Genomic DNA, 26,776 nt, shown 5'->3' with positions numbered 1-26,776 from the left:
CCATTGAGACTTTGAATATGACCGACAACAGCATCAATCAAGCCTTCGAAGCCGAATGCCGTGAGCAGATCGCCCAGCAGGGTGACGACCAGAAACTCACTGGCCTGGCCCGTGATTTCTTCAACGAATCGGCCAAACACAAGTACAGCTACCACTTCTCGTGGATGGGCCGCCCGATCATCCAGTTGCCTCAGGACATGATGGCAATGCAGGAGATCATTTGGCAGGTCAAGCCGGATCTGGTCATCGAATGCGGCATCGCCCACGGCGGTTCGATCATCTACTACGCCTCATTGCTGGAGCTGCAGGGTCACGGCGAAGTACTGGGCATCGATCTCGACATTCGCCCACACAACCGTGAAGCGATTGAAAGCCACCCGATGGCCAAGCGCATCAAAATGATCGAAGGCTCGAGCATCGACGCGGCCATCGCTGCCCAGGTGCAAGCCGCCGCCAAAGGCAAGAAGGTCATTCTGGTACTGGACTCCAACCACACCCACGATCACGTCCTCGAAGAGCTGCGCCTGTACGCACCGCTGGTGTCGGTCGACAGCTACTGTGTGGTCATGGACACCGTGGTCGAAGACATGCCCGCCGATTTCTTCCCGGATCGTCCATGGGGTCCGGGCGACAATCCGAAAACCGCGGTATGGAAATACCTGGAAGAGAACAAGGATTTCGAGATCGACCAGCAGTTGCAAAACAAACTGTTGATCACCGTGGCGCCGGACGGCTATCTGCGTCGCGTTCGTTAATTCGCAACATCACCAAAGCGTTATCTCGGCGAGTCGCCGGTTGTGGAGAGAAGTTATGCAAGGCAAGTACAGTTCTGAACTGGCGCTACCGCTCAACGAGCTGTTGACCGTGGTGCTGATTACTCACAATCGGCCGGCGTTTCTGCGCCGGGCGGTGAAGTATTACAGCAGCTTGCCCTGCCGGATCATGGTGCTGGACTCCACACCCGAGCGGCCGGAAGGGGATTTTTCCGCTGTCGATTACCATCATGTGCCGCAATTTGCCTACTGGGGCATGCAGGCCAAACTGGCTTATGGTGTGGAGCAACTGACCACGCCTTACATGGTGCTGGCGGCTGACGATGACTTCATCCTGCACGACTCCCTGGCTGAGTCCGTTGGCTTCCTGCATGCCAATCCGGATTACGGCATGTGCCACGGCTATTGCCTGATGTACCTGACGTTGGCCGGTGGCGTCAGCTACTACCGCCGCGACAAGAAGGTCCAGGAAGACTACTGCGCTGAAAAGGCTGAGGATCGGGTCATCGATTACATGCGTCAGTACATCCCGCCGTTTTACGCGGTGACCCGTACTGACCTGATGAAGAAATGGCACTCGGCGCTACCGCCGGGCACCAGTTTTCAATGGCAGGAAATCGGCCATGTCTACTACCTGCTGGCCAGTGCCAAGGCGCGGATTCTGCCAATGCCTTATGTGGTACGGGAGATCAACTATGGTGCGTCCGAACACAGTACCGAGGTGTATCACTCGCTGACCTACGTCGATGCCAAGTCAGTAGCCGAGCGTGAAGCGTTTGCCGAGTTCCTCGCCGCGCTGCCGACCGACGTCAAGAATCTCGACGCCGAGCAGGGCAAGGCGTTCGCCCTGCGAAGTTTCGAAGCGATGGTCGACAGCCTGCAATCGGGCCGGGCACTGACGGCGGAACTGATCATCCAGTCCACCTGGAATCAGGAACTCAAGCAGCCGGATCGCCGGTTCGGGCCATTGCAGTACGTCGAAATGCCGTTCTACAACGAGGCGTTCTTCGACCGCCTGGCGCAGTTCGAATTCATGCTGCACGCCATGCCGGCGGGGCGCATCCAACTGGAAGGGCTTGAGGGCGTCTGGACCCGTCAGGCGCACTTGCTGCAAGCACGCAACAACGACACGCCGGAGAGTGTGCTCGACCGTCTCTGGCAGGCCCATGACCTGAATGCGTTCAACCGTACCGTGGTCAAGCGTCTGGCGACGCAACTGGTGTCGATGGGCGAAGCAGAAGAAGCCCGGGATATGCAGGCATGGATCGAGCGCCTCGAAGCTTTGACCATCGAAGATCATCATGCAGTCATGGAAAAGATGCAGTCCGGTCGCCTGCTCAAATGGCTGGCCGCACGCGCACCAGACGAGCAGCAGGTCGCGGCAATCAGCCAACATCTGGCGGAGAATGGCGGTGGCCCGCAGTTCGGCATTTTTCTGCTGGATCTGGATGGCGACATTGACAAGATTCAGGTCTCTCTCGACAGCTTGCTGGAAGGGCAGTGCAAGGCCTTCCGGATTGTCGTGTTCACCACCGGCGAAGCACCGGCCGCAACCACCTCACAGAACACCCTGCACTTTGTCCGGGTGACACCGGGCAATCTGGTCGACAAGCTCAATCAGAGTGCGCGTCAGTCGCCGTGCGACTGGTTGCTGCTGGCAGAGGCTGGTGATGAGTTCACCGCCAGTGGCCTGCTGCGTGCCAGTCTGGAACTGATGAACGCCGGCGATTGCCGTGCAGTGTCCACGGACGAAATCCAGCGCCAGGAAAACGGTGTACTGGTGGACGTGTTCCGACCAGGTTTCAACCTCGACCTGTTGCTGAGCCTGCCAACCCTGATGGCGCGGCACTGGTTGGTCCGCCGCGATGCGCTGGTGGAAATCGGAGGTTACCGCGCCGACTTCAGCAAGGCGCTGGAGCTTGATGTGCTGTTGCGCCTGATCGAAGAGCATGGCCTCAACAGCCTGGCGCACCTTGATGAGCCGCTGCTGATTACCCAAGCCCCAGAACTGGCAGAGAATCCTGACGAGCGTCTGGCGTTGCTGCGTCATTTGGGCAATCGCGGCTACAAGGCCAAGGTCACTTCTGCGGTACCCGGGGTTTACCAGATCGACTACCACCACAGTGATCGCCCGCTGGTGTCGATCATTATTCCGGCCGGTAACAATCTGGCGGTGCTGCAACGTTGCCTCGAAGGCGTGTTGTTGCGCACCCGTTATCACCAATATGAAGTGCTGATCGCCGCCGCGGCGGATCAAACGGCAGAGCTCAATGACTGGCTCGGCACCTATCAGCACTCCAAAGTCCAGGTGCTGCGCACCGATCGGGCGTTCAGCGAAACGGCGTTGTTCAACGCGGCCAGTCGTCAGGCGCGGGGCGAGTATCTGGTGTTGCTGGCTGCTGATGCAGAAGTGGTCAACCCGAACTGGCTCGACTCACTGCTCAACCACGCCCTGCGTCCGGAGGTCGGCGTGGTCGGTCCGAAACTGATCGACCGTGATCGCAAGATCAGTCAGGCCGGTCTGATCCTCGGCATGAACGGTGGCGTCGGTTCGGCTTTCGTCGGTGAGAAACACGACGCTGACGGGTACCTGCATCGCCTGACGGTGGAACAGAACTATTCGGCGGTATCGAGCGTGTGCCTGATGGTCCGCAAAGAACTGTTCGACGCTTTGGGGGGGCTGGACGACAGCGCCTTTGTTGATGGTTTCAGCGATGTCGATCTGTGCCTGAGCGCGGGGCAGGCCGGTTATCTGACCGTCTGGACACCCGCGGTGCAGGTCATCCATCAGGGCGAGTTGCCGCAGGCACCGAAAGCGCTCGCGGCTCTGATGGAAAAATGGGCAGCCGCTTTCGCCCAGGATCAGGCCTACAACGCCAACCTGAGCCTGCACGGCAAAGGTTACGTGCTCACTGACAGCCCTGCGCTGGATTGGGCACAGTTGCTCGCTTAAGCCTGCCGGACAGGGAAGAGGAATCAATACATGTTCAACGGAAAATCGATCTTCATCTCCGGCGGCACCGGCTCGTTCGGGCGCAAATTCATCGCCCGTCTGCTTGAGCAATACCAGCCCAAGCGCGTGGTGGTGTTCTCCCGTGACGAGTTGAAGCAATACGAAATGCAGCAGACGTTCAACGCACCATGCATGCGTTACTTTCTCGGTGACGTGCGCGACGCCGACCGCCTGCGTCAGGCCATGCGCGGCATCGACTACGTGGTGCACGCGGCGGCGCTCAAGCAGGTGCCGGCGGCGGAGTACAATCCGACCGAATGCATCCGCACTAACGTCAATGGCGCGGAGAACATCATCGCCGCCGCCATCGACAACGGCGTGAAAAGGGTTGTGGCGCTGTCCACCGACAAGGCCGCCAGCCCGATCAACCTGTACGGTGCGACCAAGTTGCTCTCGGACAAGCTGTTCGTCGCCGCCAACAACATTGCCGGCGAACAACAAACCCGTTTTGCCGTGGTGCGCTACGGCAACGTGGCGGGCTCGCGGGGGTCGGTGGTGCCGTTCTTCAGCAAGCTGATTGCCGACGGTGCGCAGCAGTTGCCGATTACCGACGAACGCATGACGCGGTTCTGGATTACTCTCGACCACGGCGTGCAGTTTGTCCTCGATAGCTTTGCGCGCATGCACGGCGGTGAGGTGTTCGTGCCAAAGATCCCGTCGATTCGCATCGTCGATCTGGCGCGGGGCATGGCTGAACACTTGCCGCACAAGAACGTCGGCATTCGCCCCGGCGAAAAGCTCCATGAGTTGATGGTGCCGCTGGACGATGCGCGGATGACCCTGGAGTTCGAAGACCACTACACCATCCAGCCGTCGATCCGCTTTACCAGCGTCGATGTCGATTTCTCCATCGACAAGCTCGGCGAACGTGGCCGGCCAGTGAGTGAAGATTTCGAATACCGCTCCGACACCAATCCGCACTACCTCTCGGTCGGGCAAATCGCCGAGCTGCACGCGAAGTTGTCGGCATGATTCCCTACGGTCGCCAGAGCGTTGATCAGGCGGACATCGATGCGGTGGTCGAGGTGCTGCAATCGGACTGGCTGACCCAGGGTCCGAGCATCGAGCGCTTCGAGCAGGCGATGGCCGAACGTTGCCAAGCCGACTTCGCGGTAGCGGTGAGTAACGCCACGGCGGCGCTGCACATCGCCTGCCTCGCTGCCGGCCTTGGTCCGGGCGATCGCTTGTGGACCACGCCGAACACCTTTCTGGCCTCGGCCAACTGCGGGCGCTATTGCGGCGCCGACGTGGATTTCGTCGATATCGATCCGCTGACGTGGAACCTCGATGCCTTCGCCCTCGAAGCGAAGCTCGATCAGGCCGAGCAGGACGGCACGTTGCCCAAAGTGCTGGTGGCGGTAGCGTTTTCCGGGCAGAGCTGCGATATGCGCAAGATTGCCGAACTGGCCGAGCGCTATAACTTCACCGTGATCGAAGATGCCTCGCACGCCGTGGGCGCCCGCTATGCCGGGCGTCCGGTGGGTTGCGGGGAGTTTGCGGCGATGACCGTATTCAGTTTCCACCCGGTGAAGATCATCACCAGTGGCGAAGGCGGCATGGTGCTGACCAATCGTCCGCAACTGGCCGAGCGCTTGCAACGCCTGCGCAGCCACGGCATGACCCGTGACCCGCAACAGATGAGCGAACCCAGTCACGGCCCGTGGTATTACCAGCAGATCGAGCTGGGCTTCAATTACCGGATCACCGATTTGCAGGCGGCGCTGGGCCTGTCGCAACTGAACAGGCTGAATGGGTTCATCGCCCGTCGCCGCGAACTGGCGGCGCGCTACGACCGTTTGCTGGCGTATCTGCCGCTGACCTTGCCTAGCGCGCAGCCGGAGGCGGAGTCGGCGTGGCACCTGTACGTGGTGCGCTTGCAGACCGAGCGCATCGGTCTGCCCCACCGTCAGGTGTTCGAAGGCTTGCGTGCCGCCGGCATCGGCGTGAACCTGCACTATATTCCTGTGCATTTGCAGCCGTACTATCGCGACCTGGGTTTTGCCGAAGGTGACTTCCCCGAAGCCGAGCGTTATTACGCCGAGGCGATCAGCCTGCCGCTGTATCCGTTGCTCAGTGATGAGCAGCAGGATCATGTGGTCGAGCAATTGCGCCGGCTGACCGAATAAATCCCGCTACGGCGGCGAGTGAGACTGTGTAATGCGTGATCTGAGTGAGCAGGAAAAATTCTGGCAGGGCGATTTCGGCAATCAGTACGTCGATCGCAACGTCGGTCAGCCACTGGTAGCGGCCAACCTGGCGTTGTTCGCCAAGGCCCTGAGCCGCGCAGGGCGCATCGACAGCGTGGTGGAACTGGGCACCAATGCCGGCAACAACCTGCAGGCGCTGCATCAACTGCTGCCGCAAAGTGAACTGTTCGGGGTCGAGATCAACGAAAGCGCCTGCGCTCAGGCGCGGGCACTGGGTATCGCGCAGATCTGGCACGGCTCGCTGTTCGACTTTCCCCGCGAGCGCAGTTACGACCTGACCCTGAGCAAAGGCGTGTTGATCCATCTGGCGCCGGAGTTGCTGCCGACTGCCTATGCGCAGCTGTACGCGTTGAGTCAGCGCTACATTCTGATCGCCGAGTACTACAACCCGGCGCCGGTGGAAGTGTCTTATCGCGGCAACAGCGGCAAACTGTTCAAGCGCGATTTCGCCGGGGAAATACTTGATCGCTATCCGGATCTGCAACTGCTCGATTACGGTTTCGTCTACCACCGCGATCCGCAGTTCCCGGCGGACGATGTCACCTGGTTCCTGCTGGAAAAACGCCCTTGAGCAACGTCGCAATCATCCCGGCGCGCGGGGGCAGCAAACGCATCCCGCGCAAGAACCTGTTGCCGTTCGACGGCGTGCCGATGATTGTCCGTTCGATCCGTACGGCGCTCGACAGTGGCCTGTTCGAACAGGTCGTGGTCAGTACCGACGACGCCGAAATTGCCGAACTGGCGCTGGCCCATGGCGCGCAAGTGCCGTTCTTGCGTCCGGCTGAACTGGCGAATGATTTCACCGGCACCGCTGCGGTGATCACGCATGCCTTGCAGCAGCTCCCGGCCTTCGATTACGCCTGCTGCGTGTACGCCACCGCGCCCTTGTTGCAGGCGCGCTTTCTGCGTCAGGGCTTAGGGTTGCTGCAGCAGCATCCGCAGAAGTCGTTTGCGTTTTCCGTGTGCAGCTTTGGTTTCCCCGTGCAGCGGGCGCTGACGGTGGACGGGCAGGGTGCGCTCACTGCGTTGTACCCGGAATTTCGCGATACCCGCTCGCAGGATCTGCCCGAAGCGTTTCAGGACGCCGGCCAGTTCTACTGGGGCCTTAGCGAGGCTTGGCTGCGCGGTGAGGTGCTGTATTCCCCCGCGAGCCTGCCGGTAATTGTGCCGCGGCATCTGGTGCAGGACATCGATACGCTGGAAGACTGGAAACGCGCCGAATACCTCTACGCCGCGCTCAAGGCCGGCGGAGAACTTCAATGAGAGTGCTGATCCGCGCTGACGCCTCGCCGACCATCGGCAGTGGCCATATTGCCCGTTGTCTGACGCTGGCGCGGGTGCTGCGCAAGCAGGGTAGTCATGTCGCGTTTGCCTGCCGGCGGTTGTCGGGGCATCGGCTCAATTCGCTGAGCGATGAGGGTTTTGAAACCTTCGCGTTACCGGACTTTTACCCCGACGAAGACCCCCAGCAGGCCATCGAATCGATGCTGCCGTGGCAGGCCGATATCGATGCATTGGCATCGTTGCTGGAGGGGCATACCGGGTTCGACTGGATCATCGCCGACCATTACGGCCTCGATCATCACTGGCAAACCGCGGCCCGTCGCTGGGCGCCACGGATCGCGGCGGTGGACGATCTCGCCACCCGTCATTACAGCGTCGATCTGCTGCTCAATCAGAATCTGTCCGGAGTCACCGAGAACTACGCGCCGCGGCTGCCCGCCGATTGCCGCATTTTGCTCGGTCCACGCTACGCCATGTTGCGTGAAGAGTTCGTGTGTCCGGCCATCGAGATCAAACCCAAGGCCCGTCGGGTGCTGGTGAATTTTGGTGGTTTCGATGTGGCGATGCAGACTCATCACGCGATGCTCGCGCTGCAGGATTTCACTGATCTGGAAGTGGATTTCGTCGCCGGTGCAGACAATCCGGCCTGGGAGCAAATGCAGGCACTGGCCGAAACACGGCCGCACTGGCGCCTGCACAGTTTCGTCAGCGATTTCCAGCAGCGCATGATCGGCGCCGATCTGTTCATCGGCGCCGGTGGCGGCACCAGTTGGGAGCGTGCGGCCCTGGGCCTGCCAACCCTGTGCATCGCAGTGTCGAACAATCAGCAGGCCAACGGCGAAGTGATGGCGGCGGCGGGGGCGCATGTGTTCATGGGCGCCCGTGAGCAGGTCAGCGTCGAACAACTGCGCGACGCCATCGGTTTTGTCGTCGACAATTTTTATCTGCGCCAGAGCTTGTCGGAACGTTCGCGGCAACTGGTGGATGGGCGCGGTGCGTTGCGGGTGGCGGCGGCGTTGGCCGGTGCGGTGCTCAAGCTGCGCACGGCGACGCTCGATGATGCGCACTTGCTGTTCGACGGGCGCAATGCCGAGACTGTGCAGTGCTGGTCGCTGGACAGCGGCGCGATCGCGTGGCCGCAGCATTTGCACTGGCTGAATGGGAGCCTGCGCAATCCGCATCGCTTGCTATTGATCGCCGAGGCCGATGACGGTCCGGTCGGCGTCTTGCGTTATGACCTGCGTGGCTTTGAGGCCGAAGTTTCGCTCTACCTGCTGGAGGGACGGTTCGGTCTTGGCTGGGGCAGGGCGCTGCTGGCGCGAGGTGAGGTGTTCGTCCTTGCACACTGGCCGCAGTTGAGAGCCATTACGGCGCAGGTCCTGCCGGACAATCGTCCCTCTTTGAATGTGTTTAGTGACGCCGGATTCACCCAAAGTGCCTGCGCGTTCACCAAGGTTTTGAAGGATCACCGCGATGAGTAGTTTCAAAATTGGCGAGCGTCTGATCAGTGCCGATGCGCCGCCATTCATCATTGCCGAAATGAGCGGCAACCATAACCAGTCGCTGGCGGTGGCTCTGCAGATTGTCGAGGCCGCCGCCAAGGCAGGCGCCCATGCCTTGAAGTTACAGACCTACACGGCGCAGACCATGACTCTGGATCTGGCCGAGGGTGAGTTTTTCATCAAGGAACCAAACAGCTTGTGGGCCGGTACTTCGCTGTACGATCTGTACGAGAAGGCCCACACCCCGTGGGAGTGGCACGCGCCGATTTTTGCCCGGGCCAAAGAGTTGGGCATGCTCGCGTTCTCGACGCCGTTCGATGCCACGGCGGTGGACTTTCTCGAAAGCCTCGATGTGCCGGCGTACAAGATCGCCAGTTTCGAAAACACCGATCTGCCGTTGATCCGCCGTGTGGCTGCGACCGGCAAACCGCTGATCATCTCCACCGGCATGGCCAGCATCGCTGAGCTGGATGAAACCGTGCGCGCCGCCCGCGAGGCCGGGTGCAAGGATCTGGTGCTGCTCAAATGCACCAGCACTTACCCGGCGACCCCGCTCAACAGCAATGTGCGTACGATCCCGCATCTGCGGGAATTGTTTGATTGTGAAGTGGGGCTTTCCGATCACTCCATGGGGTTGGGCGTATCGGTGGCCGCCGTGGCCCTCGGGGCGACAGTGGTGGAAAAGCACTTCACCCTCGACCGTTCGGCAGGTGGTGTGGATGCCAGTTTCTCGCTGGAGCCCGCAGAGCTGGCCAGTCTGGTCATCGAAACCGAGCGTGCCTGGCAGGCCATGGGGCAGGTGCATTACGGCGTCACCGAAGTCGAACGCAAGTCACTGGTCTATCGGCGCTCTCTATATGTGACTGCCGACATGGCTGCCGGCGAAGCCTTTTCCGGTGACAATCTGCGCGCCATTCGGCCCGGCCTTGGCCTGGCGCCCAAGCACGCCGATGCTGTCCTCGGGCGTCGCGCTCGCGCACCGATCAAGCGTGGTACGCCGCTGGATTGGTCGTTGGTCGAATAACCCAATCTGCATCCGATTCGGCAAAATAGCGTGACCTGCGAGTCATAACGCGCATCTTCACTGTATTGTATTGAGCGGGGAGATGGCGCCTGGCCGTGTATCGGTTTCAGTGACAGCCCTATGCGCTCCCCGTGGCTGCCCGTTGTGGCAGCCATTTTCTGTTTGTCGGCGCCCCTCGAATCCTTGCGAGCGGTGGTTTTGGGCTGTTTTATATTGGGAAGCCGTAATGATTGGCATAAAAAGCATTGCGAGCTACGTTCCTGTAGCCGGCGTGGACAATTACGCACAAGGTGCAAAATTCGAGAAGGATGAAGAATTCATCCTCGGTAAAATCGGTTCGGCCTTCCTGCCGCGCAAAGATGCTGAACAGGAAACCTCCGATCTGTGTGTGGAAGCGGCCAATGCGCTGTTTGCCAGCAACCCTGAACTGAAGCGTGAATCGATCGACGCACTGATCGTCGTCACTCAGAACGGTGACGAAGAAGGCCTGCCGCATACTGCTGCAATCGTCCAGGACAAACTCGGTCTGCCGACTAATGTCGCGGCGTTCGATATTTCCCTGGGCTGCTCCGGTTACGTCTACGGCATCTATGCGATCAAGGGCTTCATGGAAGCCGCCGGCCTGAAGAACGGCCTGCTGATCACCGCTGACCCGTATTCGAAAATCGTCGACCCGGAAGACCGCAACACCACCATGCTGTTCGGCGATGCCGCCACCGCCACCTGGATGGGCGAAGACCCTGCCTGGGCGCTGGGCAAGGCGAAGTTCGGCACCGACGGTTCCGGTGCGCCGCACCTGAAAGTGACCGATGGCGTGTTCTTCATGAACGGGCGTCAGGTGTTCAACTTCGCGCTGCTCAAAGTCCCGGCGCACTTGCATGAACTGCTCGACGATTCCGGCCTCAAGGCGGACGACATCGACGCCTTCTGCATTCACCAGGGCAGTGCGGCGATTGTCGATGCGGTGGCCCGGCGTTTCGAAGGTGAGCCTGAGAAGTTCATCAAGGACATGGTCGAGACCGGCAACACCGTGTCGTCGAGCATTCCGTTGCTGCTGGAAAAACATGCCCTCGACTCGCAGTGGCAGCGCGTTGCGCTGAGCGGTTTCGGGGTCGGTCTGTCGTGGGGGTCGGCGATCATCTATCGTCCATGAGCCAAGCAAAAAACGGCGGATACAAAAATAGCGTTCAAGGTTACCCTTGAACGCTATTTTTTTGCCTGAAAGGGAGCGCGAGGCGCCATGAAGGAGTTTTTTCAAGCCAATGCCGAGGTGTTGCAGCGGCGCTGGCCGGCGCTGTTCGAGCGACTGCTGGCTGAAGACAGTGCGGCCCTTGCAGCTCAGTTGATTGAGGGGCTGGGCTCGACGCTCAGCATTAATGGCGTTCAACTCACTAGCCGTCACGATCGCCTCCAGGAGGCGCATACTCAGGCGGCCAGTCTGCCGGACAAGGCGCAATTACACGTCTACGGCACCGGTCTCGGTGATTTACCTGCTGTGCTGCTTGAGCGTGACCGATTGCAACGTTTGTACGTGCATATCCTCAATGGAGCGTTGTTCGCACTGGTGGTGCAATTGCTCGATCAGCGCGGATGGCTGGAAGATCCACGCGTCGAGTTATTTTACGCCGCTGATCATCTGGACTTTTTCACGCCGTTCTTCGCGCTGCCTGCCGAGATGCTGCTGGCCGATGATTACAACGCCAAGATCCGCGATCGGTTGGTGAACGAAGTCCATCTGAGGTTCAACAATCGCGAGTTCGACGCGCAGTCGCCGTTCATTCAACAGCGTCTGCAGGATTGCCTGCCAGTGCTGCTGGGTGATGACGATGTGGCGCAGTTATTCGGTACCTGCACCGATCGCGAGATCTACGTGATCGGCACCGGACCGACCCTGGAAGGGCACTTTGAACGATTGGCTGCGCTGCGGGCTCAGGCTCAGCGCCCGCTGTTCATTTGTGTCGACACGGCTTATCGGCCGTTGATTGAGCGCGGGATCGTGCCGGATCTGGTGGTGACCATTGATCAGCGGATCAGCTTGCGTCATTTGCCGTTCGAGGCGTCCGACGGTATCGCGCTGGTGTATTTGCCCATGAGCGACCCCGAGGTTTTGCGGGCCTGGAAGGGTAAGCGCTATGGCAGTTACTCGGCCAGCCCGGTGTATGCCGGGCTGCGGGAGCAGCATCCGCGGGCATTGCTGCATGTCGGTGGAAGCGTGATTCACCCGGCCGTTGATCTGGCGGTGAAAATGGGCGCGTCTCGTCTCACGCTATTTGGCGCCGATTTCGCCTTTCCGATGAACAAGACCCACGCTGGCTGGAGCGATGGCGATCTGGGGCCTGGGGTCAGTCAGGCGCGGCACTGGGTGCGCGACGGGTATGGCCAGCGAGTCAGCACCCAGCTCAACTTCCGCGGTTACCTGTGCGTGCTGGAGCGTTACATCGCTGCGCATCCGCACGTTGAGTTTTTCAATAGCAGCAGGGCGGGTGCGCTGATCGCCGGAACGCAATTCAATCAGGAGTTCGTGCAATGACGGCGATGCAAAAGTGTATCGGCGAATGCCGTCAGTGTGCTGGTCTGTTTCGGCTGGGGCGGGATGTCGAGGCGGGGTTGAGCATGGTCGATGTCTTCGAAGGTGCGCAGCAGTTGCTGCTCTCGGCGCCTGCCGATGTCCAGCAAATGTGGGCGCAGGTGCTCACGCAAATGCTCGATTGTCAGGAGCGCCAGGACTGGTTGGGACTGGCCGACTATATGGAGTACGAACTGCTCGACTTGCTGGAAAGTGTCTTGGTCTGAGCCCGGCGACTGCGCTGGCCCGCAGGTTTGCGCCGAAGTCGGTTTTATGACGTCATTTTTTCGCGGCTCAATTACTGCTAAGTCTTTGTTTTCTCGGGGGTGGCAGGGTGATGGCAAATTTTTTTCAAAAAGCCCTCAAGCAACCTGCAATCCCGACGATAACTATTACGAAGGTTCTCTAGGCCATACCCGGCGGTTGCCAGGGCCGGAAGCCGCAGTACCCAACCAACGAGGAATTCGTCATGGCTTTAACAGTAAACACCAACACCACATCGTTGAACGTTCAGAAAAACCTGAACCGCGCTTCCGACGCTCTGTCGACTTCGATGCAGCGCCTGTCTTCCGGCCTGAAAATCAACAGCGCTAAAGACGACGCTGCTGGCCTGCAGATCTCGAACCGTATGTCTTCGCAGATCCGTGGTAACACCCAAGCTATCCAGAACGCCAACGACGGTATCTCCGTTGCTCAGACCGCTGAAGGCGCTCTGCAAGCTTCGACCGACATTCTGCAGCGTATGCGTGAACTGGCTGTTAAAGCACGTAACGGTACCAACGGCACTGCTGACCAGACCGCTACCAACGCTGAATTCGCTCAGATGTCTGACGAAATCACCCGTATCTCCGCTGCTACCAACCTGAACGGCAAAAACCTGCTGGACGGTTCGGCTGGTACTGTGACCCTGCAAGTGGGTGCAAACACCGGTTCGGCTAACCACATCGACCTGGTACTGAGCTCCAAGTTCGACGCCGTCAGCCTGTCCGTAGGTAGCGGTACTGTAGTTCTGACCGGTACTTCGGGTACTGGTGCTGGTTCTGCTTCGGACAACATCGATAACGCGATCACTGCAATCGACGCCGCTATCGCTGCAATCGGTGCAACTCGTGCCAGCCTGGGTGCTTCGCAAAACCGTCTGACCAGCACCATCCAGAACTTGCAGAACATCACCGAGAACACCACTGCTGCACAAGGTCGCGTACAAGATACCGACTTCGCCGCAGAGACTGCTAACCTGACCAAGCAGCAAACCCTGCAACAGGCTTCGACCTCTGTTCTGGCTCAAGCCAACCAACTGCCTTCCGCTGTACTGAAGCTGCTTCAGTAATTTCGGATAGAGTTTGGGCGGGGGGGTGCGCTGGTCGTGCTCTCTCGCCTTTTTACGTCAAGAGGTGATGGGTATGGACATGAGCTTAAAGCTTAACGTGTCTTATCCGGTTCCCAAGCCAGTAACGCCGGTCGCTGACAAACCGTCAGAGACGCCTGAAGTTGCCAAGACTGAAGCGCCGGTCGTTGCGAAGAGTCAGGGTTCGGACGACGCCAAGTTGAAACTGGCGGTGCAGGAGATCGAAAAGTTTGTACAGTCGATCAAGCGCAATCTGGAGTTTTCCATCGATGAACACTCCGGAAAGGTCATCGTCAAGGTGATCGCAAGCGAGACGGGTGAGGTCGTTCGACAGATTCCCTCCGCAGAAGCCCTCAAGCTGGCAGACAGTCTTGCCAATGCGAGCCACGTTCTGTTCGATGCCAAAGTCTGATAGCTGGCATGAATAATGTTTGTACGTTCTCAGGACGCGTGTAACGGTCAAAAGAATGGCAACAATCTGAAGGGAGATGCACATGGCAAGTCCAATTCTACCGGGTTCCGGACTGGGTTCCGGCCTGGACATCGGCGCGATCGTGACCGCGCTGGTCAACGCCGACAAGTCTGCCAAGCAGACGCAGATCGACACTCAGACGAAAACTAACTCGCTGAAGATTTCCGGTGTCGGTTCGCTGAAAAGCGCACTGGCGGCGTATCAAAAGGCGATGACCGACCTTAATAAAGCGTCGAGCCCGGCATTTGCCGGTTTTACCGCAACGTCGGACACACCAACGATTGTTGGTGCGACATCGGACAAAACGGCTGTACCGGGTACTTACAGCGTTGTTGTGAAGAACCTGGCCACCGGCTCGAAAGTGGCCAGTGCCGCATTTGCCGGCGGTGCCGCCAGTGCCATTCCGAGTGGTACTCTGAAAATCAGTCAGAATGGCATTGATTACAATGTTGCGGTTCCGGCCAATGCCACCTTGCAGTCCACGCGGGACGCGATCAACACGGCGCAGGCCAGCAACGGTATTTCCGCCAACATAGTGACCGACAGTAGCGGTTCTTCGCGCCTGGTGCTGAGCTCGAACAAGACTGGCGCCGGCATGGACCTGCAGGTCAGCGGTATCGCTGGTCTTGAGATCGATGGCACCCAGGAAATGGGTGACAATCCGGCGGCAGGCGCTTCCGGGGCGGTTGGTAAGGTGGCCAAAGATGCCAACCTCACCATTGACGGGCTGGCGGTCAGCAGCAAGACCAACACGGTGACGGGCGCAATCAGCGGTATGACGCTGAATCTGGTTGCTGCGAGCCCTGTCGTCAACGGCACGGCAACCCCGGCGACGGTTTCGGTTGCGACCAATACCGCCGGTATCCAGGCGTCGCTGCAGACGTTCATCGATGCCTATAACACCCTGAGGAAAACCGTCGACACGCTGTCCAAGGCGACGCCGGACGCCGATGGCAAGCTGACCGTTTCATCGGCTTTCACCGGTGACGCGTTGCCGCGCTCGTTGATGGCAGATGTGCGTGCTCAACTGACTGATCCGGGGGCTGGTGGTCAGGGGCAATTGTCCGTACTGTCGCAGATGGGTGTTCTGACTGACAGCAAAACCGGTTTGCTGGCGCTCGACACGGCGGTGTTCAACAAGCGTATGGAACTCCCGGGCATGGCCGGTCAGGTTCAACAGCTGTTCAGTGGTACCGACGCCAAAAACGGTCTGTTGGCACGCATGAACGCGGCGGTTGATCCGTACGTCAAGACCGGTGGCCTGCTCGATCAGCGCAGTTCCAACCTGACGAACCTCACCACTGCCCTGCAAAAGCAGCAGACGGCCCTGGACTTGCGCGTCGATAACCTGACGAAGACGTTGACGGCCAAGTACAACGCAATGGACCTGCTGGTCGGGCAGATGAAAGCAACGGCAAGTAATATCACGTCGTTCTTCAGCTCCCTGAACGCTCAGCAGTCCGCGAAGTAACAGGCGGTAACGACAAAAACCCGGCTACGCTTTATCGGCGTGCGCCGGGTTTTTGTCTTTTGATCTAAAGTTCTGTGATTCGTTGGCGATAAACTGGTTATACGAGTCATTGTGGCAATGAGGTAGAACATGAATCCGATGTTAGCCCTTCGGCAGTACCAGAAAGTCGGCGCACACGCTCAGACATCCGAAGCGAGCCCGCACCGCCTGGTGCAAATGTTGATGGAAGGTGGACTGGCCCGTATCGCTCAGGCCAAAGGCGCCATCGAGCGCAAGGACATTCCTGGCAAGTGCACTTCGATCAGCAAGGCGATTGGCATTGTCAGCGGCCTGCGCGAAGGCCTCGATCTGGAGAATAGCGCAGACACCCTGGCTGATCTGGATGGGCTGTATATCTACATGATGAAGCGCCTCGCCGAGGCGAACATCAGCAGCGATCCGCGCATTCTCGATGAGGTTGCAGGCTTGCTGGGTACGGTGAAAGAAGGCTGGGATGCCATTGCTCCTGTGCCGGCACCGCAGTTCTGAAGGAGATCGTCATGAGTCTAGTATTGCAGCGAATCGCCGATACCCGTGAAGCGTTGGTCACTGCGCTGGCCGAACGCAACTGGGAAGCCATTGGCGAGCTGGATCTGGCGTGCCGTTCCTGCATGGAAGACGTCATGGCTGAAGCTGCTCTGGATGAAGACGCGTTGCGCAACAATCTTGAGGAGTTGCTCCATGTCTACAAGGCGCTTCTTGAGGCGGCGATGGGTGAGCGGCAGGCGATAGCCAGCGAAATGTCGCAGATCACCCAAGCGCAAAAGGCGGCAAAGGTTTACCATCTGTTTGGTTAATTGACCCCCAGTTAATCCAGGCATGTGCGCCATAAATTTGACTGTGCACGGTTTTTTGACTTAACTAGTGGCTGTTTTCAGATTTCAGGCGTCTACAGGCACATGGTGTCCTGCAAGCGTCTCGCTTGCCCCTTATTTTGGGCATTGAGTTGACTAGGGAAGTTGCTATTGCATGTGGCGTGAAACCAAAATTCTGCTGATCGATGACGATAGCGTCCGCCGCCGCGACCTGGCGGTGATCTTGAATTTTCTCGGCGAAGAAAATTTACCCTGCGGCAGCCATGACTGGCAGCAGGCGGTCGGCTCTTTGTCGTCTAGTCGTGAGGTCATTTGCGTACTGATCGGGACGGTCAATGCTCCTGGTGCGCTTTTTGGCTTGCTAAAGACACTCGCAACCTGGGATGAGTTCCTTCCGGTTTTGCTGATGGGCGATAATTCTTCCGTCGACTTGCCTGAAGACCAGCGTCGCCGCGTGCTTTCGACCCTCGAAATGCCGCCGAGCTACAGCAAGTTGCTTGACTCGCTGCACCGCGCCCAGGTCTATCGCGAAATGTATGACCAGGCCCGAGAGCGCGGTCGTCATCGAGAACCCAATCTGTTCCGCAGTCTCGTCGGCACCAGCCGTGCGATCCAGCACGTGCGTCAGATGATGCAGCAAGTGGCCGACACCGACGCCAGCGTGCTGATCCTCGGCGAGTCCGGCACCGGCAAGGAAGTGGTCGCGCGTAACCTGCATTACCATTCCAAACGTCGTGACGCGCCGTTCGTACCGGTCAACTGCGGGGCGATCCCGGCAGAGTTGCTGGAAAGCGAACTGTTCGGTCACGAGAAGGGCGCCTTCACAGGTGCCATCACCAGCCGAGCCGGCCGTTTCGAACTGGCCAATGGCGGCACGCTCTTCCTCGACGAAATCGGCGACATGCCGCTGCCGATGCAGGTCAAGCTGCTGCGCGTGTTGCAAGAGCGTACGTTTGAGCGCGTGGGCAGCAACAAGACCCAGAGCGTTGACGTGCGCATCATCGCCGCGACCCACAAGAACCTCGAAAGCATGATCGAGATCGGTACTTTCCGCGAAGACCTCTACTATCGCCTGAACGTGTTCCCGATCGAGATGGCGCCGTTGCGCGAGCGCGTCGAAGACATTCCGCTGCTGATGAACGAACTGATTTCGCGCATGGAGCACGAAAAACGCGGTTCGATCCGTTTCAACTCGGCGGCGATCATGTCGCTGTGCCGTCACGCCTGGCCGGGCAACGTCCGTGAGCTGGCCAACCTGGTGGAGCGCATGGCGATCATGCATCCGTACGGGGTGATTGGTGTGGTCGAATTGCCGAAAAAATTCCGCTACGTCGATGATGAAGACGAGCAAATGGTCGACAGCTTGCGCAGCGATCTCGAAGAGCGCGTGGCAATCAACGGCCATACGCCAGACTTCACCGCGAACGCCATGCTGCCGCCAGAAGGCCTGGACCTGAAGGACTACCTTGGTGGTCTCGAGCAGGGCCTGATCCAGCAGGCGCTCGACGACGCCAACGGCATCGTGGCGCGGGCTGCCGAGCGCCTGCGCATTCGGCGTACCACGCTGGTGGAAAAGATGCGCAAATACGGTATGAGCCGGCGCGATGGAGACGAACAGGCGGATGATTGACGCCTGTTTTTCAACCTCTTCATTTATAAACAGTTTTTTTTAGGCACGGGTATTGCTACATCCCTCGCAACGTTCCGTTTCACTGACGGTCAGCAAAGCGAGAGATCACAATGCCCCAAGCCGCCCAGATGTCTTCTGCCTCCAGTCCCGAGGGGCAACCGTCCTCCGTAGAGCAGGCAAGCCGGCAGGGTCTTGAGCAGGCCTTCGCGCTGTTCAGTCAGATGTCCAGTCAGTTGACTGACTCCTACAGCATGCTTGAAGCGCGGGTTACCGAGCTCAAGGGTGAGCTGGCCGTGGTCAGCGCTCAGCGCATGCAGGAGCTGGCGGAAAAAGAGCGTCTGGCCAATCGTCTGCAAAACCTCCTGGATCTGTTGCCCGGCGGCGTCATCGTGATCGATGGCCACGGCATTGTGGTCGAAGCCAACCCGGCGGCCATCGAGTTGCTCGGTTTGCCACTGGAGGGCGAACTGTGGCGCCATGTCATCGCGCGTTGCTTCGCCCCGCGTGAAGACGACGGTCACGAAATATCTCTGAAAAACGGTCGGCGCCTGTCGATTGCCACGCGCTCGCTGGATGCCGAGCCGGGGCAATTGGTGCTGCTCAACGACCTGACCGAAACCCGTCACCTGCAGGATCAACTGGCGCGCCATGAGCGCTTGTCTTCGCTGGGGCGCATGGTGGCCTCGCTGGCTCACCAGATCCGCACGCCGCTGTCGGCTGCATTGCTCTATGCCAGTCATTTGACCGAGCAGGAGCTGCCGGTCGCCACCCAGCAGCGTTTTGCCGGGCGCCTGAAAGAGCGTCTGCATGAGCTGGAGCATCAGGTGCGCGACATGCTGGTGTTCGCTCGTGGTGAATTGCCGCTGACTGATCGCCTTACGCCCAATGCCTTGATGCAATCGTTGCAAGCGGCCGCGTTGACCCATGTGCAGGATTTGCCCATTCGCTGGCAGTGCGACAGTCATGTCGGCGAGTTGCTGTGCAATCGCGACACGCTGGTCGGGGCCCTTTTGAATCTGATCGAAAACGCGATTCAGGCCAGCGCCGCCGTTGTGCGCTTGAAAGTGCATTGCTACACCCGCGACAACACGCTGCGGTTGTGCATCAGCGACAGCGGCAGCGGCATCGAACCGTCGGTGCTGGAACGCCTCGGTGAACCGTTTTTTACCACCAAAGTCACCGGCACAGGCCTCGGTCTGACCGTGGTCAAGGCTGTGGCCCGGGCGCATCAGGGAGAATTGCAGCTGCGTTCGCGTGTCGGGCGCGGCACGTGCGCGCAGGTGATCCTGCCGCTGTTTTCCGCTGTACAGGGAGCTGAGTGAGCATCATGGGTATCAAGGTTCTGCTGGTCGAGGATGACCGTTCGTTGCGTGAGGCGCTGGCCGATACACTGCTGTTGGCCGGTCATGATTACCACGCAGTCGGCAGTGCTGAAGAGGCGTTGACGGCGGTGGCGCGCGAAGCGTTCAGTCTGGTGGTCAGTGACGTCAACATGCCAGGCATGGACGGTCATCAATTGCTTTCGCTGCTGCGCGCCCGCCAGCCGCAATTGCCGGTGTTGCTGATGACGGCGCATGGCGCCGTGGAGCGTGCCGTCGATGCGATGCGCCAAGGCGCCGCTGATTATCTGGTCAAGCCGTTTGAGCCTAAAGCGTTACTCGATCTGGTGTCGCGCCATGCGCTGGGCAGCCTCGTTACCGGCGACGTCGAAGGCCCGATTGCTGTCGAACCGGCCAGCGCGCAGTTGCTCGAATTGGCCGCGCGGGTCGCGCGCAGCGATTCAACCGTGTTGATCTCCGGCGAGTCCGGCACTGGCAAAGAGGTGCTGGCACGCTACATTCATCAGCAATCCCACCGCGCCAATCAACCGTTTATTGCGATCAATTGCGCCGCGATTCCCGACAACATGCTTGAAGCAACGTTGTTCGGTCACGAGAAGGGCTCATTCACGGGGGCAATTGCGGCGCAGGCTGGCAAATTCGAACAGGCCGACGGCGGCACGATCCTGCTCGACGAAATCTCCGAGATGCCCCTCGGTCTGCAGGCCAAGCTGTTGCGTGTGCTGCAAGAGCGCGAAGTCGAGCGAGTCGGTGCGCGCAAGCCGATCAGCCTGGATATCCGGGTGGTGGCCACCACTAACCGCGATCTGGCAGGTGAGGTGGCGGCGGGGCGATTCCGTGAGGATCTTTTCTACCGCCTGTCGGTTTTCCCCCTGGCCTGGCGTCCACTTCGCGAGCGCACTGCCGATATCTTGCCGCTGGCTGAGCGGTTGCTGGCCAAGCACGTCAATAAAATGAAGCATGCCGCGGCGAAACTCTCGCCCGAGGCGCAAGCATGCCTGACCGGATATCCATGGCCGGGCAACGTGCGTGAACTGGATAACGCCATTCAGCGTGCACTTATTTTGCAGCAGGGCGGTTTGATTCAACCGCAGGATTTCTGCCTGGCCGGTGCCGTGACGTTCGCCGCTTTGCCGGTGGCAGCGCCAGCGCCACAAATGATTCGTGAAGTTGAAATCGACGCGGATTCGGCCGGCGCCTTGGGCGATGACCTGCGTCGCCGGGAGTTTCAGATGATCATCGATACCCTGCGCACTGAGCGTGGGCGACGCAAGGAAGCGGCGGAAAAACTCGGCATCAGTCCGCGCACCTTGCGTTACAAGCTGGCGCAAATGCGCGATGCGGGGATGGATGTCGAAGGCTATCTGTTCGCCACTTGATCTGAACCGCAACGCTTTGAAAACGCTTTTCTCAAAAGGCTGCCCCTGAGCTGGCACCCTTGTTGCTAACACCTGTGTACCCGCCGAGTGAGTGTCAAAAAATTGCGGGCCGCCAAAGAGAGTAGACCATGAGCCAAGGTATTGAATTTAATCGGTTGATGATGGACATGAAGGCCATGAAAATGGATGCCATGTCTGCGCCGAAATCGACAGCCGCTGTCCCTGAACTGGCTGGCAGCAGCTTTTCCGACATGCTCGGTCAGGCGATCAACAAAGTCAGCGATACCCAGCAGGCGTCGAATCAGTTGGCTAACGCTTTTGAAATCGGTAAAAGCGGCGTCGATCTGACGGACGTGATGATCGCTTCGCAAAAAGCCAGCGTGTCGTTCCAGGCTCTGACCCAGGTACGCAACAAACTGGTTCAGGCATATCAAGACATCATGCAGATGCCGGTTTAAGGACGAGATTGAGTCATGGCAGAAGCAGTCGCCGATAATGTTCCGGCCAAGGCCACCCCGATAGACGGCAAACCGCCGCTGTTCGGTCTATCCTTCCTGGAAAACCTCTCCGAGATGACCATGCTGCGTCAGGTAGGCCTGTTGGTCGGCCTGGCTGCGAGTGTGGCGATTGGCTTTGCCGTGGTGTTGTGGTCGCAGCAGCCGGATTACCGTCCGTTGTACGGCAGCCTTGCCGGCATGGACGCCAAACAGGTCATGGACACCCTGGCCTCCGCCGACATCCCTTATACCGTCGAGCCGAATTCCGGCGCCTTGCTGGTCAAGGCCGATGACCTGTCCCGTGCGCGGATGAAACTCGCTGCCGCTGGTGTCACTCCCAGCGACGGCAATATCGGTTTCGAGATCCTCGACAAGGAACAGGGGCTGGGCACCAGCCAGTTCATGGAAGCGACCCGTTATCGTCGTGGCCTGGAAGGTGAACTGGCGCGCACCATTTCCAGCCTGAACAACGTCAAGGGTGCTCGTGTGCACCTGGCGATTCCGAAGAGTTCGGTATTCGTGCGTGATGAGCGCAAGCCGAGTGCCTCGGTTCTGGTTGAACTGTACTCCGGTCGTTCGCTGGAGCCAGGTCAGGTGGTGGCGATCATCAACCTGGTGGCGACTTCCGTTCCCGAGCTGAGCAAATCGCAGATCACTGTCGTTGACCAGAAGGGCAACCTGCTCTCTGATCAGGCGGAAAACTCCGAAATGACCATGGCCGGCAAGCAGTTCGATTACAGCCGCCGCATGGAAAGCATGCTCACCCAGCGCGTGCACAACATTCTGCAACCGGTACTGGGCAACGACCGCTACAAGGCCGAAGTCTCGGCCGATATCGATTTCAACGCCGTCGAATCCACTGCCGAACAGTTCAACCCGGATCAACCGGCGTTGCGCAGCGAGCAGTCGGTCAACGAGCAGCGTACCGCCAGCAACGGCCCGCAAGGTGTGCCAGGGGCGCTGAGCAACCAGCCGCCGTCGCCAGCTTCGGCGCCGCAAACCACCGGTGGTGCTGCCACTGCGGCTGGCATGATCCAGCCAGGTCAACCATTGGTTGATGCCAACGGTCAGCAGATCATGGACCCGGCCACCGGCCAGCCGATGCTCGCGCCGTACCCGGCTGACAAGCGTCAACAATCCACCAAGAACTTCGAACTCGATCGCTCCATCAGCCACACCAAGCAGCAGCAGGGTCGCCTGAATCGGCTGTCGGTGTCGGTGGTGGTCGACGATCAGGTCAAGGTCAATGCGGCCAACGGGGAAATCACCCGCGCGCCGTGGAGCGCCGATGAATTGGCGCGCTTCACCCGTCTGGTGCAGGACGCCGTCGGTTTCGACGCCAGCCGTGGCGACAGCGTCAGCGTGATCAACATGCCGTTCTCCGCCGAGCGCGGCGAAGTGATTGCCGATATTCCGTTCTACTCCCAGCCATGGTTCTGGGACATCGTCAAACAGGTGCTGGGTGTGTTGTTCATCCTGGTGCTGGTGTTTGGTGTGCTGCGTCCGGTGCTCAACAACATCACCGGCGGCGGCAAAGGCAAGGAGCTGGCCGGTTTGGGCAGCGACGTGGAACTCGGTGGCATGGGCGGCCTGGACGGCGAACTTTCCAACGACCGCGTAAGCCTCGGTGGTCCGCAGAGCATTCTGTTGCCGAGCCCGAGCGAGGGTTATGACGCGCAGCTGAATGCAATCAAGAGTCTGGTGGCTGAAGACCCGGGTCGCGTGGCTCAGGTCGTGAAAGAGTGGATTAACGCAGATGAGTGATAACCGAGCCGCTACCGTCAAACTGAACAAGGTCGACAAAGCCGCGATTCTGCTGCTGTCCCTGGGTTCGACCGATGCTGCGCAAGTGCTGCGCCACATGGGGCCCAAAGAGGTTCAGCGTGTGGGTGTGGCCATGGCGCAGATGGGCAACGTCCATCGCGAGCAGGTCGAGCAGGTCATGAGCGAGTTCGTCGACATCGTCGGCGACCAGACCAGCCTGGGCGTCGGTTCCGACGACTATGTGCGCAAAATGCTCACCCAGGCCCTGGGTGAAGACAAGGCCAACGGCCTGATCGACCGCATCCTGCTCGGTGGCAACACCAGCGGCCTGGACAGCCTGAAATGGATGGAGCCGCGTGCCGTTGCCGACGTCATTCGTTACGAGCACCCGCAGATCCAGGCCATCGTGGTCGCGTACCTCGATCCGGATCAGGCCGGTGAGGTGCTTGGCAACTTCGACCACAAGGTGCGTCTGGACATCATCCTGCGCGTCTCGTCGTTGAACACCGTGCAGCCAGCGGCACTGAAAGAACTGAACCAGATTCTCGAGAAGCAGTTCTCCGGCAACTCGAACGCCTCGCGCACCACCCTGGGTGGCATCAAGCGTGCGGCGGACATCATGAACTTCCTCGACAGCTCGATCGAAGGGCAGCTCATGGACTCGATCCGCGAAGTCGACGAAGACCTGTCCGGTCAGATCGAAGACCTCATGTTCGTGTTCAACAACCTGGCCGATGTCGACGACCGCGGCATTCAGGCGCTGCTGCGCGAAGTGTCTTCCGACGTGCTGGTGCTGGCCCTCAAGGGTTCGGACGAAGGCGTCAAAGAGAAGATCTTCAAGAACATGTCCAAACGTGCGGCCGAACTGTTGCGCGACGACCTCGAGGCCAAAGGTCCGGTGCGTGTCAGCGACGTGGAAACGGCACAGAAAGAAATCCTCACCATTGCCCGTCGTATGGCCGAAGCCGGCGAGATTGTGCTCGGTGGCAAGGGCGGCGAGGAAATGATCTAAGCCCATGGACAAGCATGACGATGTGACGGATCTGATCCGTGCCCGGGATGTTCGCAGTTTCGAGTCCTGGGCACTGCCCAGTTTCGATCCGCCGAAACCGGAACCCGAGCCGGAGCCGGAGCCCGAACCGCCGGAAATGGAAGAAGTGCCGCTGGAAGAAGTCCAGCCACTGACCCTGGAAGAACTCGAAAGCATCCGTCAGGAGGCCTACAACGAGGGTTTCGCCATCGGCGAAAAAGAGGGTTTTCACAGTGCCACGCTCAAGGTGCGTCAAGAGGCCGAAGTGGCCTTGGAGGCTAAACTTGTCAGCCTTGAGCAATTGATGGGGCATCTGTTCGAGCCCATCGCCGAACAAGACACGCAGATCGAAAAGTCGTTGGTCGACCTCGTACAGCACATCACCAAACAGGTGATCAAGCGCGAGTTGGCCATCGACTCGAGCCAGATCGAACACGTCATGCGCGACGCCCTCAAGCTGCTGCCGCTGGGCGTCGATAATGTGCGCTTGTACATCAACCCTCAGGACTTCGAACAGGCCAAAGCCCTGCGCGAGCGTCATGAGGAAACCTGGCGCATCGTCGAGGACGAATCCTTGATGCCGGGTGGGTGCCGCGTTGAAACCGAGCAAAGCCGAATCGACGCGAGCATTGAAACCCGCGTCACTCAGATCATGGACAAGCTGTTCGATCAGTTGCACGAACAGGCTCTGCACCCGGCCGCGCCGGACTTGAGTCTGGATATCCCTGAGGACGCCAAACCGGTGGCGGCCCCAGACGAGCCGCTCGCGGACGCCACCGATGCGCCTTGAACGCACCAGTTTCGCCAAGCGCCTGAGCACTTATGCCGAGGCCACTGAAATGGCCGGTGCGCCCATTCTCGAAGGTCGCCTGCTGCGGATGGTCGGCCTCACGCTGGAAGCCGAAGGCCTGCGCGCAGCCATGGGCACGCGCTGCCTGGTGATCAACGACGACAGCTATCACCCTTCGCAGGTTGAAGCGGAAGTCATGGGCTTCTCCGGTAGCAAAGTCTTTTTGATGCCGGTCGGCAGCGTCGCCGGTATCGCCCCGGGCGCCCGTGTGGTGCCGCTGGCCGATACCGGTCGCTTGCCGATGGGCATGAGCATGCTCGGTCGTGTGCTCGACGGCGCCGGTCGCGCGCTGGACGGCAAGGGCGGCATGAAAGCCGAAGACTGGGTGCCGATGGACGGCCCGACGATCAACCCGCTCAACCGTGACCCGATCAGTGTTCCACTGGATGTGGGCATTCGTTGCATCAACGGTTTGTTGACGGTCGGCCGGGGGCAGCGACTGGGCCTGTTCGCCGGTACCGGTGTCGGTAAATCCGTATTGCTGGGCATGATGACTCGCTTCACTGAGGCCGACATTATCGTCGTGGGTCTGATCGGTGAGCGGGGTCGTGAAGTCAAGGAGTTCATCGAGCACATTCTCGGTGAAGAAGGCCTCAAGCGTTCGGTGGTGGTGGCCTCGCCAGCGGACGATGCGCCGTTGATGCGTCTGCGCGCAGCCATGTACTGCACGCGGATCGCCGAGTATTTTCGCGACAAGGGCAAGAACGTTCTGTTGCTGATGGATTCGTTGACCCGTTTTGCCCAGGCCCAGCGGGAAATCGCCCTGGCCATCGGCGAGCCGCCCGCGACCAAGGGGTATCCGCCGTCGGTGTTTGCCAAGTTGCCCAAGTTGGTGGAGCGCGCCGGTAATGCGGAGAAGGGCGGGGGGTCGATTACCGCGTTCTATACCGTGTTGTCCGAAGGCGATGACCAGCAGGACCCGATTGCCGACTCGGCCCGAGGCGTACTTGACGGCCACATCGTGCTGTCCCGGCGCCTGGCCGAGGAAGGGCACTACCCGGCCATCGATATCGAAGCGTCGATCAGTCGGGTAATGCCAGCGGTGGTGTCGTCGGAACACATGCAGCGCGCGCAGTATTTCAAACAGCTATGGTCGCGTTATCAGCAGAGTCGCGATCTGATCAGCGTCGGCGCTTATGTTGCAGGTGGTGACCGCGAGACCGATCTGGCGATTTCCCTGCAACCACAATTGGTCAGGTATCAGCGTCAGGGGCTGAACGACAGCATCAACATGGGGGAGAGCCAAGCCTATCTTGAAACCCTCTTCGCGCCAGCGGCGGGCGGATAACCGGCCATGGCTGTCAGCCGAGCAGCGCGCCTGGCGCCGGTAGTGGACATGGCCGAGCAAGCCGAGAAAACCGCCGTGCAGCGTTTGGGCTATTTCCAGGGGCAAGTGAAGGTAGCCGAAAGCAAGCTCGCCGACCTGCATGCCTTTCGTCTCGATTACTCGCAGCAATGGATCGTGCGCGGCAGCACCGGTGTTAGCGGGCAATGGCTGCTAGGGTTTCAGGGGTTTCTGGCGCAACTCGACACCGCCGTTGATCAGCAGCGCCAGAGCCTGGTCTGGCATCAGAATAATTTGGACAAGGCGCGTGAGGCTTGGCAGCAGGCCTTCGCCAAAGTTGAAGGCCTGCGCAAACTGGTGCAGCGCTATCGCGAGGAGGCGCAGCGCCTTGAAGACAAACGCGAGCAGAAGTTGCTCGACGAGTTGTCCCAACGTCTACCCCGACATGATCCTTACTAAAAATAAGTACCTCAAGCTCGTACATGTA

At 59.6% G+C, this 26,776-nt stretch carries 25 protein-coding genes; all 25 read left to right on the top strand.

Translation table 11 applies throughout. The features are described 5' to 3' along the window. The first annotated feature begins 17 nt into the window (after positions 1 to 17). The 25 genes from AACY02_RS14960 (at position 18) to fliJ (ending at position 26,748) form a co-directional block, all read left to right on the top strand. Entirely contained in the window at positions 18 to 755 is a 738-nt protein-coding gene (locus tag AACY02_RS14960; RefSeq protein WP_339432624.1) for a cephalosporin hydroxylase family protein, read from the top strand. 55 nt (positions 756 to 810) lie between these two features. Further along, positions 811 to 3,726: a TIGR00180 family glycosyltransferase gene (locus AACY02_RS14955; protein WP_339432623.1), complete on the top strand. Its 2,916-nt coding sequence runs from the start codon at positions 811 to 813 to the stop codon at positions 3,724 to 3,726. 30 nt (positions 3,727 to 3,756) lie between these two features. Beyond that, positions 3,757 to 4,758, top strand: a complete 1,002-nt coding sequence (pseB, locus tag AACY02_RS14950; RefSeq protein WP_339432622.1) for a UDP-N-acetylglucosamine 4,6-dehydratase (inverting) — start codon at positions 3,757 to 3,759, stop codon at positions 4,756 to 4,758. Beyond that, entirely contained in the window at positions 4,755 to 5,912 is a 1,158-nt protein-coding gene (pseC, locus tag AACY02_RS14945) for a UDP-4-amino-4,6-dideoxy-N-acetyl-beta-L-altrosamine transaminase (protein WP_339432621.1), read from the top strand. The genes pseB and pseC overlap by 4 nt, the downstream gene beginning before the upstream one ends. A 31-nt stretch (positions 5,913 to 5,943) precedes the next feature. Next, entirely contained in the window at positions 5,944 to 6,564 is a 621-nt protein-coding gene (locus AACY02_RS14940; RefSeq protein ID WP_339432620.1) for a pseudaminic acid biosynthesis-associated methylase, read from the top strand. Then, a complete protein-coding gene (gene pseF, locus AACY02_RS14935) occupies positions 6,561 to 7,256 on the top strand; it encodes a pseudaminic acid cytidylyltransferase (RefSeq protein WP_339432619.1) in 696 nt (231 codons plus the stop codon). The genes AACY02_RS14940 and pseF overlap by 4 nt, the downstream gene beginning before the upstream one ends. After that, the gene (gene pseG, locus AACY02_RS14930; RefSeq protein ID WP_339432618.1) at positions 7,253 to 8,758 is read left to right on the top strand and encodes a UDP-2,4-diacetamido-2,4,6-trideoxy-beta-L-altropyranose hydrolase; all 1,506 of its coding nucleotides are present in this window, start codon (positions 7,253 to 7,255) and stop codon (positions 8,756 to 8,758) included. The genes pseF and pseG overlap by 4 nt, the downstream gene beginning before the upstream one ends. Then, on the top strand, positions 8,751 to 9,803 hold the full coding sequence (gene pseI / locus AACY02_RS14925; RefSeq protein ID WP_339432617.1) for a pseudaminic acid synthase: 1,053 nt from the start codon (positions 8,751 to 8,753) through the stop codon (positions 9,801 to 9,803). The genes pseG and pseI overlap by 8 nt, the downstream gene beginning before the upstream one ends. 226 nt (positions 9,804 to 10,029) lie before the next feature. Further along, the gene (locus AACY02_RS14920; protein ID WP_339432616.1) at positions 10,030 to 10,956 is read left to right on the top strand and encodes a ketoacyl-ACP synthase III; all 927 of its coding nucleotides are present in this window, start codon (positions 10,030 to 10,032) and stop codon (positions 10,954 to 10,956) included. An 87-nt stretch (positions 10,957 to 11,043) separates the two neighbouring features. Then, the gene (locus AACY02_RS14915) at positions 11,044 to 12,333 is read left to right on the top strand and encodes a motility associated factor glycosyltransferase family protein (RefSeq protein ID WP_339432615.1); all 1,290 of its coding nucleotides are present in this window, start codon (positions 11,044 to 11,046) and stop codon (positions 12,331 to 12,333) included. Continuing rightward, positions 12,330 to 12,596: a hypothetical protein gene (locus tag AACY02_RS14910; RefSeq protein WP_339432614.1), complete on the top strand. Its 267-nt coding sequence runs from the start codon at positions 12,330 to 12,332 to the stop codon at positions 12,594 to 12,596. Before AACY02_RS14915 ends, AACY02_RS14910 begins: the two co-directional genes overlap by 4 nt. 242 nt (positions 12,597 to 12,838) lie before the next feature. Next, the gene (locus AACY02_RS14905) at positions 12,839 to 13,699 is read left to right on the top strand and encodes a flagellin domain-containing protein (protein WP_339432613.1); all 861 of its coding nucleotides are present in this window, start codon (positions 12,839 to 12,841) and stop codon (positions 13,697 to 13,699) included. Positions 13,700 to 13,772: 73 nt separating this feature from the next. Then, the gene (locus AACY02_RS14900; RefSeq protein ID WP_339432612.1) at positions 13,773 to 14,129 is read left to right on the top strand and encodes a flagellar protein FlaG; all 357 of its coding nucleotides are present in this window, start codon (positions 13,773 to 13,775) and stop codon (positions 14,127 to 14,129) included. An 82-nt stretch (positions 14,130 to 14,211) separates the two neighbouring features. Further along, entirely contained in the window at positions 14,212 to 15,660 is a 1,449-nt protein-coding gene (gene fliD, locus AACY02_RS14895; RefSeq protein WP_339432611.1) for a flagellar filament capping protein FliD, read from the top strand. Positions 15,661 to 15,789: 129 nt separating this feature from the next. Beyond that, a complete protein-coding gene (gene fliS, locus AACY02_RS14890) occupies positions 15,790 to 16,188 on the top strand; it encodes a flagellar export chaperone FliS (RefSeq protein WP_141128979.1) in 399 nt (132 codons plus the stop codon). Between the two features lie 11 nt (positions 16,189 to 16,199). Beyond that, positions 16,200 to 16,496, top strand: coding sequence for a flagellar protein FliT (locus AACY02_RS14885; protein ID WP_339432610.1), 297 nt, complete (start codon positions 16,200 to 16,202; stop codon positions 16,494 to 16,496). A gap of 172 nt (positions 16,497 to 16,668) precedes the next feature. Then, positions 16,669 to 18,144, top strand: a complete 1,476-nt coding sequence (locus AACY02_RS14880) for a sigma-54 dependent transcriptional regulator (RefSeq protein WP_221731983.1) — start codon at positions 16,669 to 16,671, stop codon at positions 18,142 to 18,144. 128 nt (positions 18,145 to 18,272) lie between these two features. After that, on the top strand, positions 18,273 to 19,466 hold the full coding sequence (locus AACY02_RS14875; protein ID WP_339432671.1) for a sensor histidine kinase: 1,194 nt from the start codon (positions 18,273 to 18,275) through the stop codon (positions 19,464 to 19,466). Between the two features lie 5 nt (positions 19,467 to 19,471). Continuing rightward, complete coding sequence (locus tag AACY02_RS14870; RefSeq protein WP_339432670.1) at positions 19,472 to 20,863, top strand: sigma-54-dependent transcriptional regulator; 1,392 nt, start codon at positions 19,472 to 19,474, stop codon at positions 20,861 to 20,863. Positions 20,864 to 20,991: 128 nt separating this feature from the next. After that, the gene (gene fliE / locus AACY02_RS14865; RefSeq protein ID WP_221731982.1) at positions 20,992 to 21,321 is read left to right on the top strand and encodes a flagellar hook-basal body complex protein FliE; all 330 of its coding nucleotides are present in this window, start codon (positions 20,992 to 20,994) and stop codon (positions 21,319 to 21,321) included. 15 nt (positions 21,322 to 21,336) lie between these two features. Then, a complete protein-coding gene (fliF, locus tag AACY02_RS14860; RefSeq protein WP_339432609.1) occupies positions 21,337 to 23,124 on the top strand; it encodes a flagellar basal-body MS-ring/collar protein FliF in 1,788 nt (595 codons plus the stop codon). Further along, positions 23,117 to 24,136 (top strand): flagellar motor switch protein FliG, encoded by a 1,020-nt coding sequence (gene fliG / locus AACY02_RS14855; RefSeq protein ID WP_007920042.1) that lies wholly within the window; start codon positions 23,117 to 23,119, stop codon positions 24,134 to 24,136. The genes fliF and fliG overlap by 8 nt, the downstream gene beginning before the upstream one ends. Positions 24,137 to 24,140: 4 nt before the next feature. Beyond that, positions 24,141 to 24,944 (top strand): flagellar assembly protein FliH, encoded by an 804-nt coding sequence (gene fliH / locus AACY02_RS14850; RefSeq protein ID WP_339432608.1) that lies wholly within the window; start codon positions 24,141 to 24,143, stop codon positions 24,942 to 24,944. Next, a complete protein-coding gene (gene fliI, locus AACY02_RS14845; protein WP_339432607.1) occupies positions 24,934 to 26,292 on the top strand; it encodes a flagellar protein export ATPase FliI in 1,359 nt (452 codons plus the stop codon). Before fliH ends, fliI begins: the two co-directional genes overlap by 11 nt. 6 nt (positions 26,293 to 26,298) lie before the next feature. Continuing rightward, a complete protein-coding gene (gene fliJ / locus AACY02_RS14840) occupies positions 26,299 to 26,748 on the top strand; it encodes a flagellar export protein FliJ (RefSeq protein WP_339432606.1) in 450 nt (149 codons plus the stop codon). Positions 26,749 to 26,776 lie beyond the last annotated feature (28 nt).

It is taken from the genome of Pseudomonas sp. EA_65y_Pfl2_P78, assembly GCF_963970495.1.
Classification (GTDB): Bacteria; Pseudomonadota; Gammaproteobacteria; order Pseudomonadales; family Pseudomonadaceae; genus Aquipseudomonas; species Aquipseudomonas baetica_A.
The sequence above is the reverse complement of the archived record's forward strand: the minus strand, read 5'-3'. Positions and strand labels throughout refer to the sequence as shown.

What these genes read in the sequence shown, in the direction of transcription:
- AACY02_RS14960 (WP_339432624.1), top strand. Translation starts at nt 18, where the DNA reads ATGACCGACAACAGCATCAATCAAGCCTTCGAAGCCGAATGCCGTGAG.
- AACY02_RS14955 (WP_339432623.1), top strand. Translation starts at nt 811, where the DNA reads ATGCAAGGCAAGTACAGTTCTGAACTGGCGCTACCGCTCAACGAGCTG.
- pseB (WP_339432622.1), top strand. Translation starts at nt 3,757, where the DNA reads ATGTTCAACGGAAAATCGATCTTCATCTCCGGCGGCACCGGCTCGTTC.
- pseC (WP_339432621.1), top strand. Translation starts at nt 4,755, where the DNA reads ATGATTCCCTACGGTCGCCAGAGCGTTGATCAGGCGGACATCGATGCG.
- AACY02_RS14940 (WP_339432620.1), top strand. Translation starts at nt 5,944, where the DNA reads ATGCGTGATCTGAGTGAGCAGGAAAAATTCTGGCAGGGCGATTTCGGC.
- pseG (WP_339432618.1), top strand. Translation starts at nt 7,253, where the DNA reads ATGAGAGTGCTGATCCGCGCTGACGCCTCGCCGACCATCGGCAGTGGC.
- pseI (WP_339432617.1), top strand. Translation starts at nt 8,751, where the DNA reads ATGAGTAGTTTCAAAATTGGCGAGCGTCTGATCAGTGCCGATGCGCCG.
- AACY02_RS14920 (WP_339432616.1), top strand. Translation starts at nt 10,030, where the DNA reads ATGATTGGCATAAAAAGCATTGCGAGCTACGTTCCTGTAGCCGGCGTG.
- AACY02_RS14915 (WP_339432615.1), top strand. Translation starts at nt 11,044, where the DNA reads ATGAAGGAGTTTTTTCAAGCCAATGCCGAGGTGTTGCAGCGGCGCTGG.
- AACY02_RS14910 (WP_339432614.1), top strand. Translation starts at nt 12,330, where the DNA reads ATGACGGCGATGCAAAAGTGTATCGGCGAATGCCGTCAGTGTGCTGGT.
- AACY02_RS14905 (WP_339432613.1), top strand. Translation starts at nt 12,839, where the DNA reads ATGGCTTTAACAGTAAACACCAACACCACATCGTTGAACGTTCAGAAA.
- AACY02_RS14900 (WP_339432612.1), top strand. Translation starts at nt 13,773, where the DNA reads ATGGACATGAGCTTAAAGCTTAACGTGTCTTATCCGGTTCCCAAGCCA.
- fliD (WP_339432611.1), top strand. Translation starts at nt 14,212, where the DNA reads ATGGCAAGTCCAATTCTACCGGGTTCCGGACTGGGTTCCGGCCTGGAC.
- fliS (WP_141128979.1), top strand. Translation starts at nt 15,790, where the DNA reads ATGAATCCGATGTTAGCCCTTCGGCAGTACCAGAAAGTCGGCGCACAC.
- AACY02_RS14885 (WP_339432610.1), top strand. Translation starts at nt 16,200, where the DNA reads ATGAGTCTAGTATTGCAGCGAATCGCCGATACCCGTGAAGCGTTGGTC.
- AACY02_RS14880 (WP_221731983.1), top strand. Translation starts at nt 16,669, where the DNA reads ATGTGGCGTGAAACCAAAATTCTGCTGATCGATGACGATAGCGTCCGC.
- AACY02_RS14875 (WP_339432671.1), top strand. Translation starts at nt 18,273, where the DNA reads ATGTCTTCTGCCTCCAGTCCCGAGGGGCAACCGTCCTCCGTAGAGCAG.
- AACY02_RS14870 (WP_339432670.1), top strand. Translation starts at nt 19,472, where the DNA reads ATGGGTATCAAGGTTCTGCTGGTCGAGGATGACCGTTCGTTGCGTGAG.
- fliE (WP_221731982.1), top strand. Translation starts at nt 20,992, where the DNA reads ATGAGCCAAGGTATTGAATTTAATCGGTTGATGATGGACATGAAGGCC.
- fliF (WP_339432609.1), top strand. Translation starts at nt 21,337, where the DNA reads ATGGCAGAAGCAGTCGCCGATAATGTTCCGGCCAAGGCCACCCCGATA.
- fliG (WP_007920042.1), top strand. Translation starts at nt 23,117, where the DNA reads ATGAGTGATAACCGAGCCGCTACCGTCAAACTGAACAAGGTCGACAAA.
- fliH (WP_339432608.1), top strand. Translation starts at nt 24,141, where the DNA reads ATGGACAAGCATGACGATGTGACGGATCTGATCCGTGCCCGGGATGTT.
- fliI (WP_339432607.1), top strand. Translation starts at nt 24,934, where the DNA reads ATGCGCCTTGAACGCACCAGTTTCGCCAAGCGCCTGAGCACTTATGCC.
- fliJ (WP_339432606.1), top strand. Translation starts at nt 26,299, where the DNA reads ATGGCTGTCAGCCGAGCAGCGCGCCTGGCGCCGGTAGTGGACATGGCC.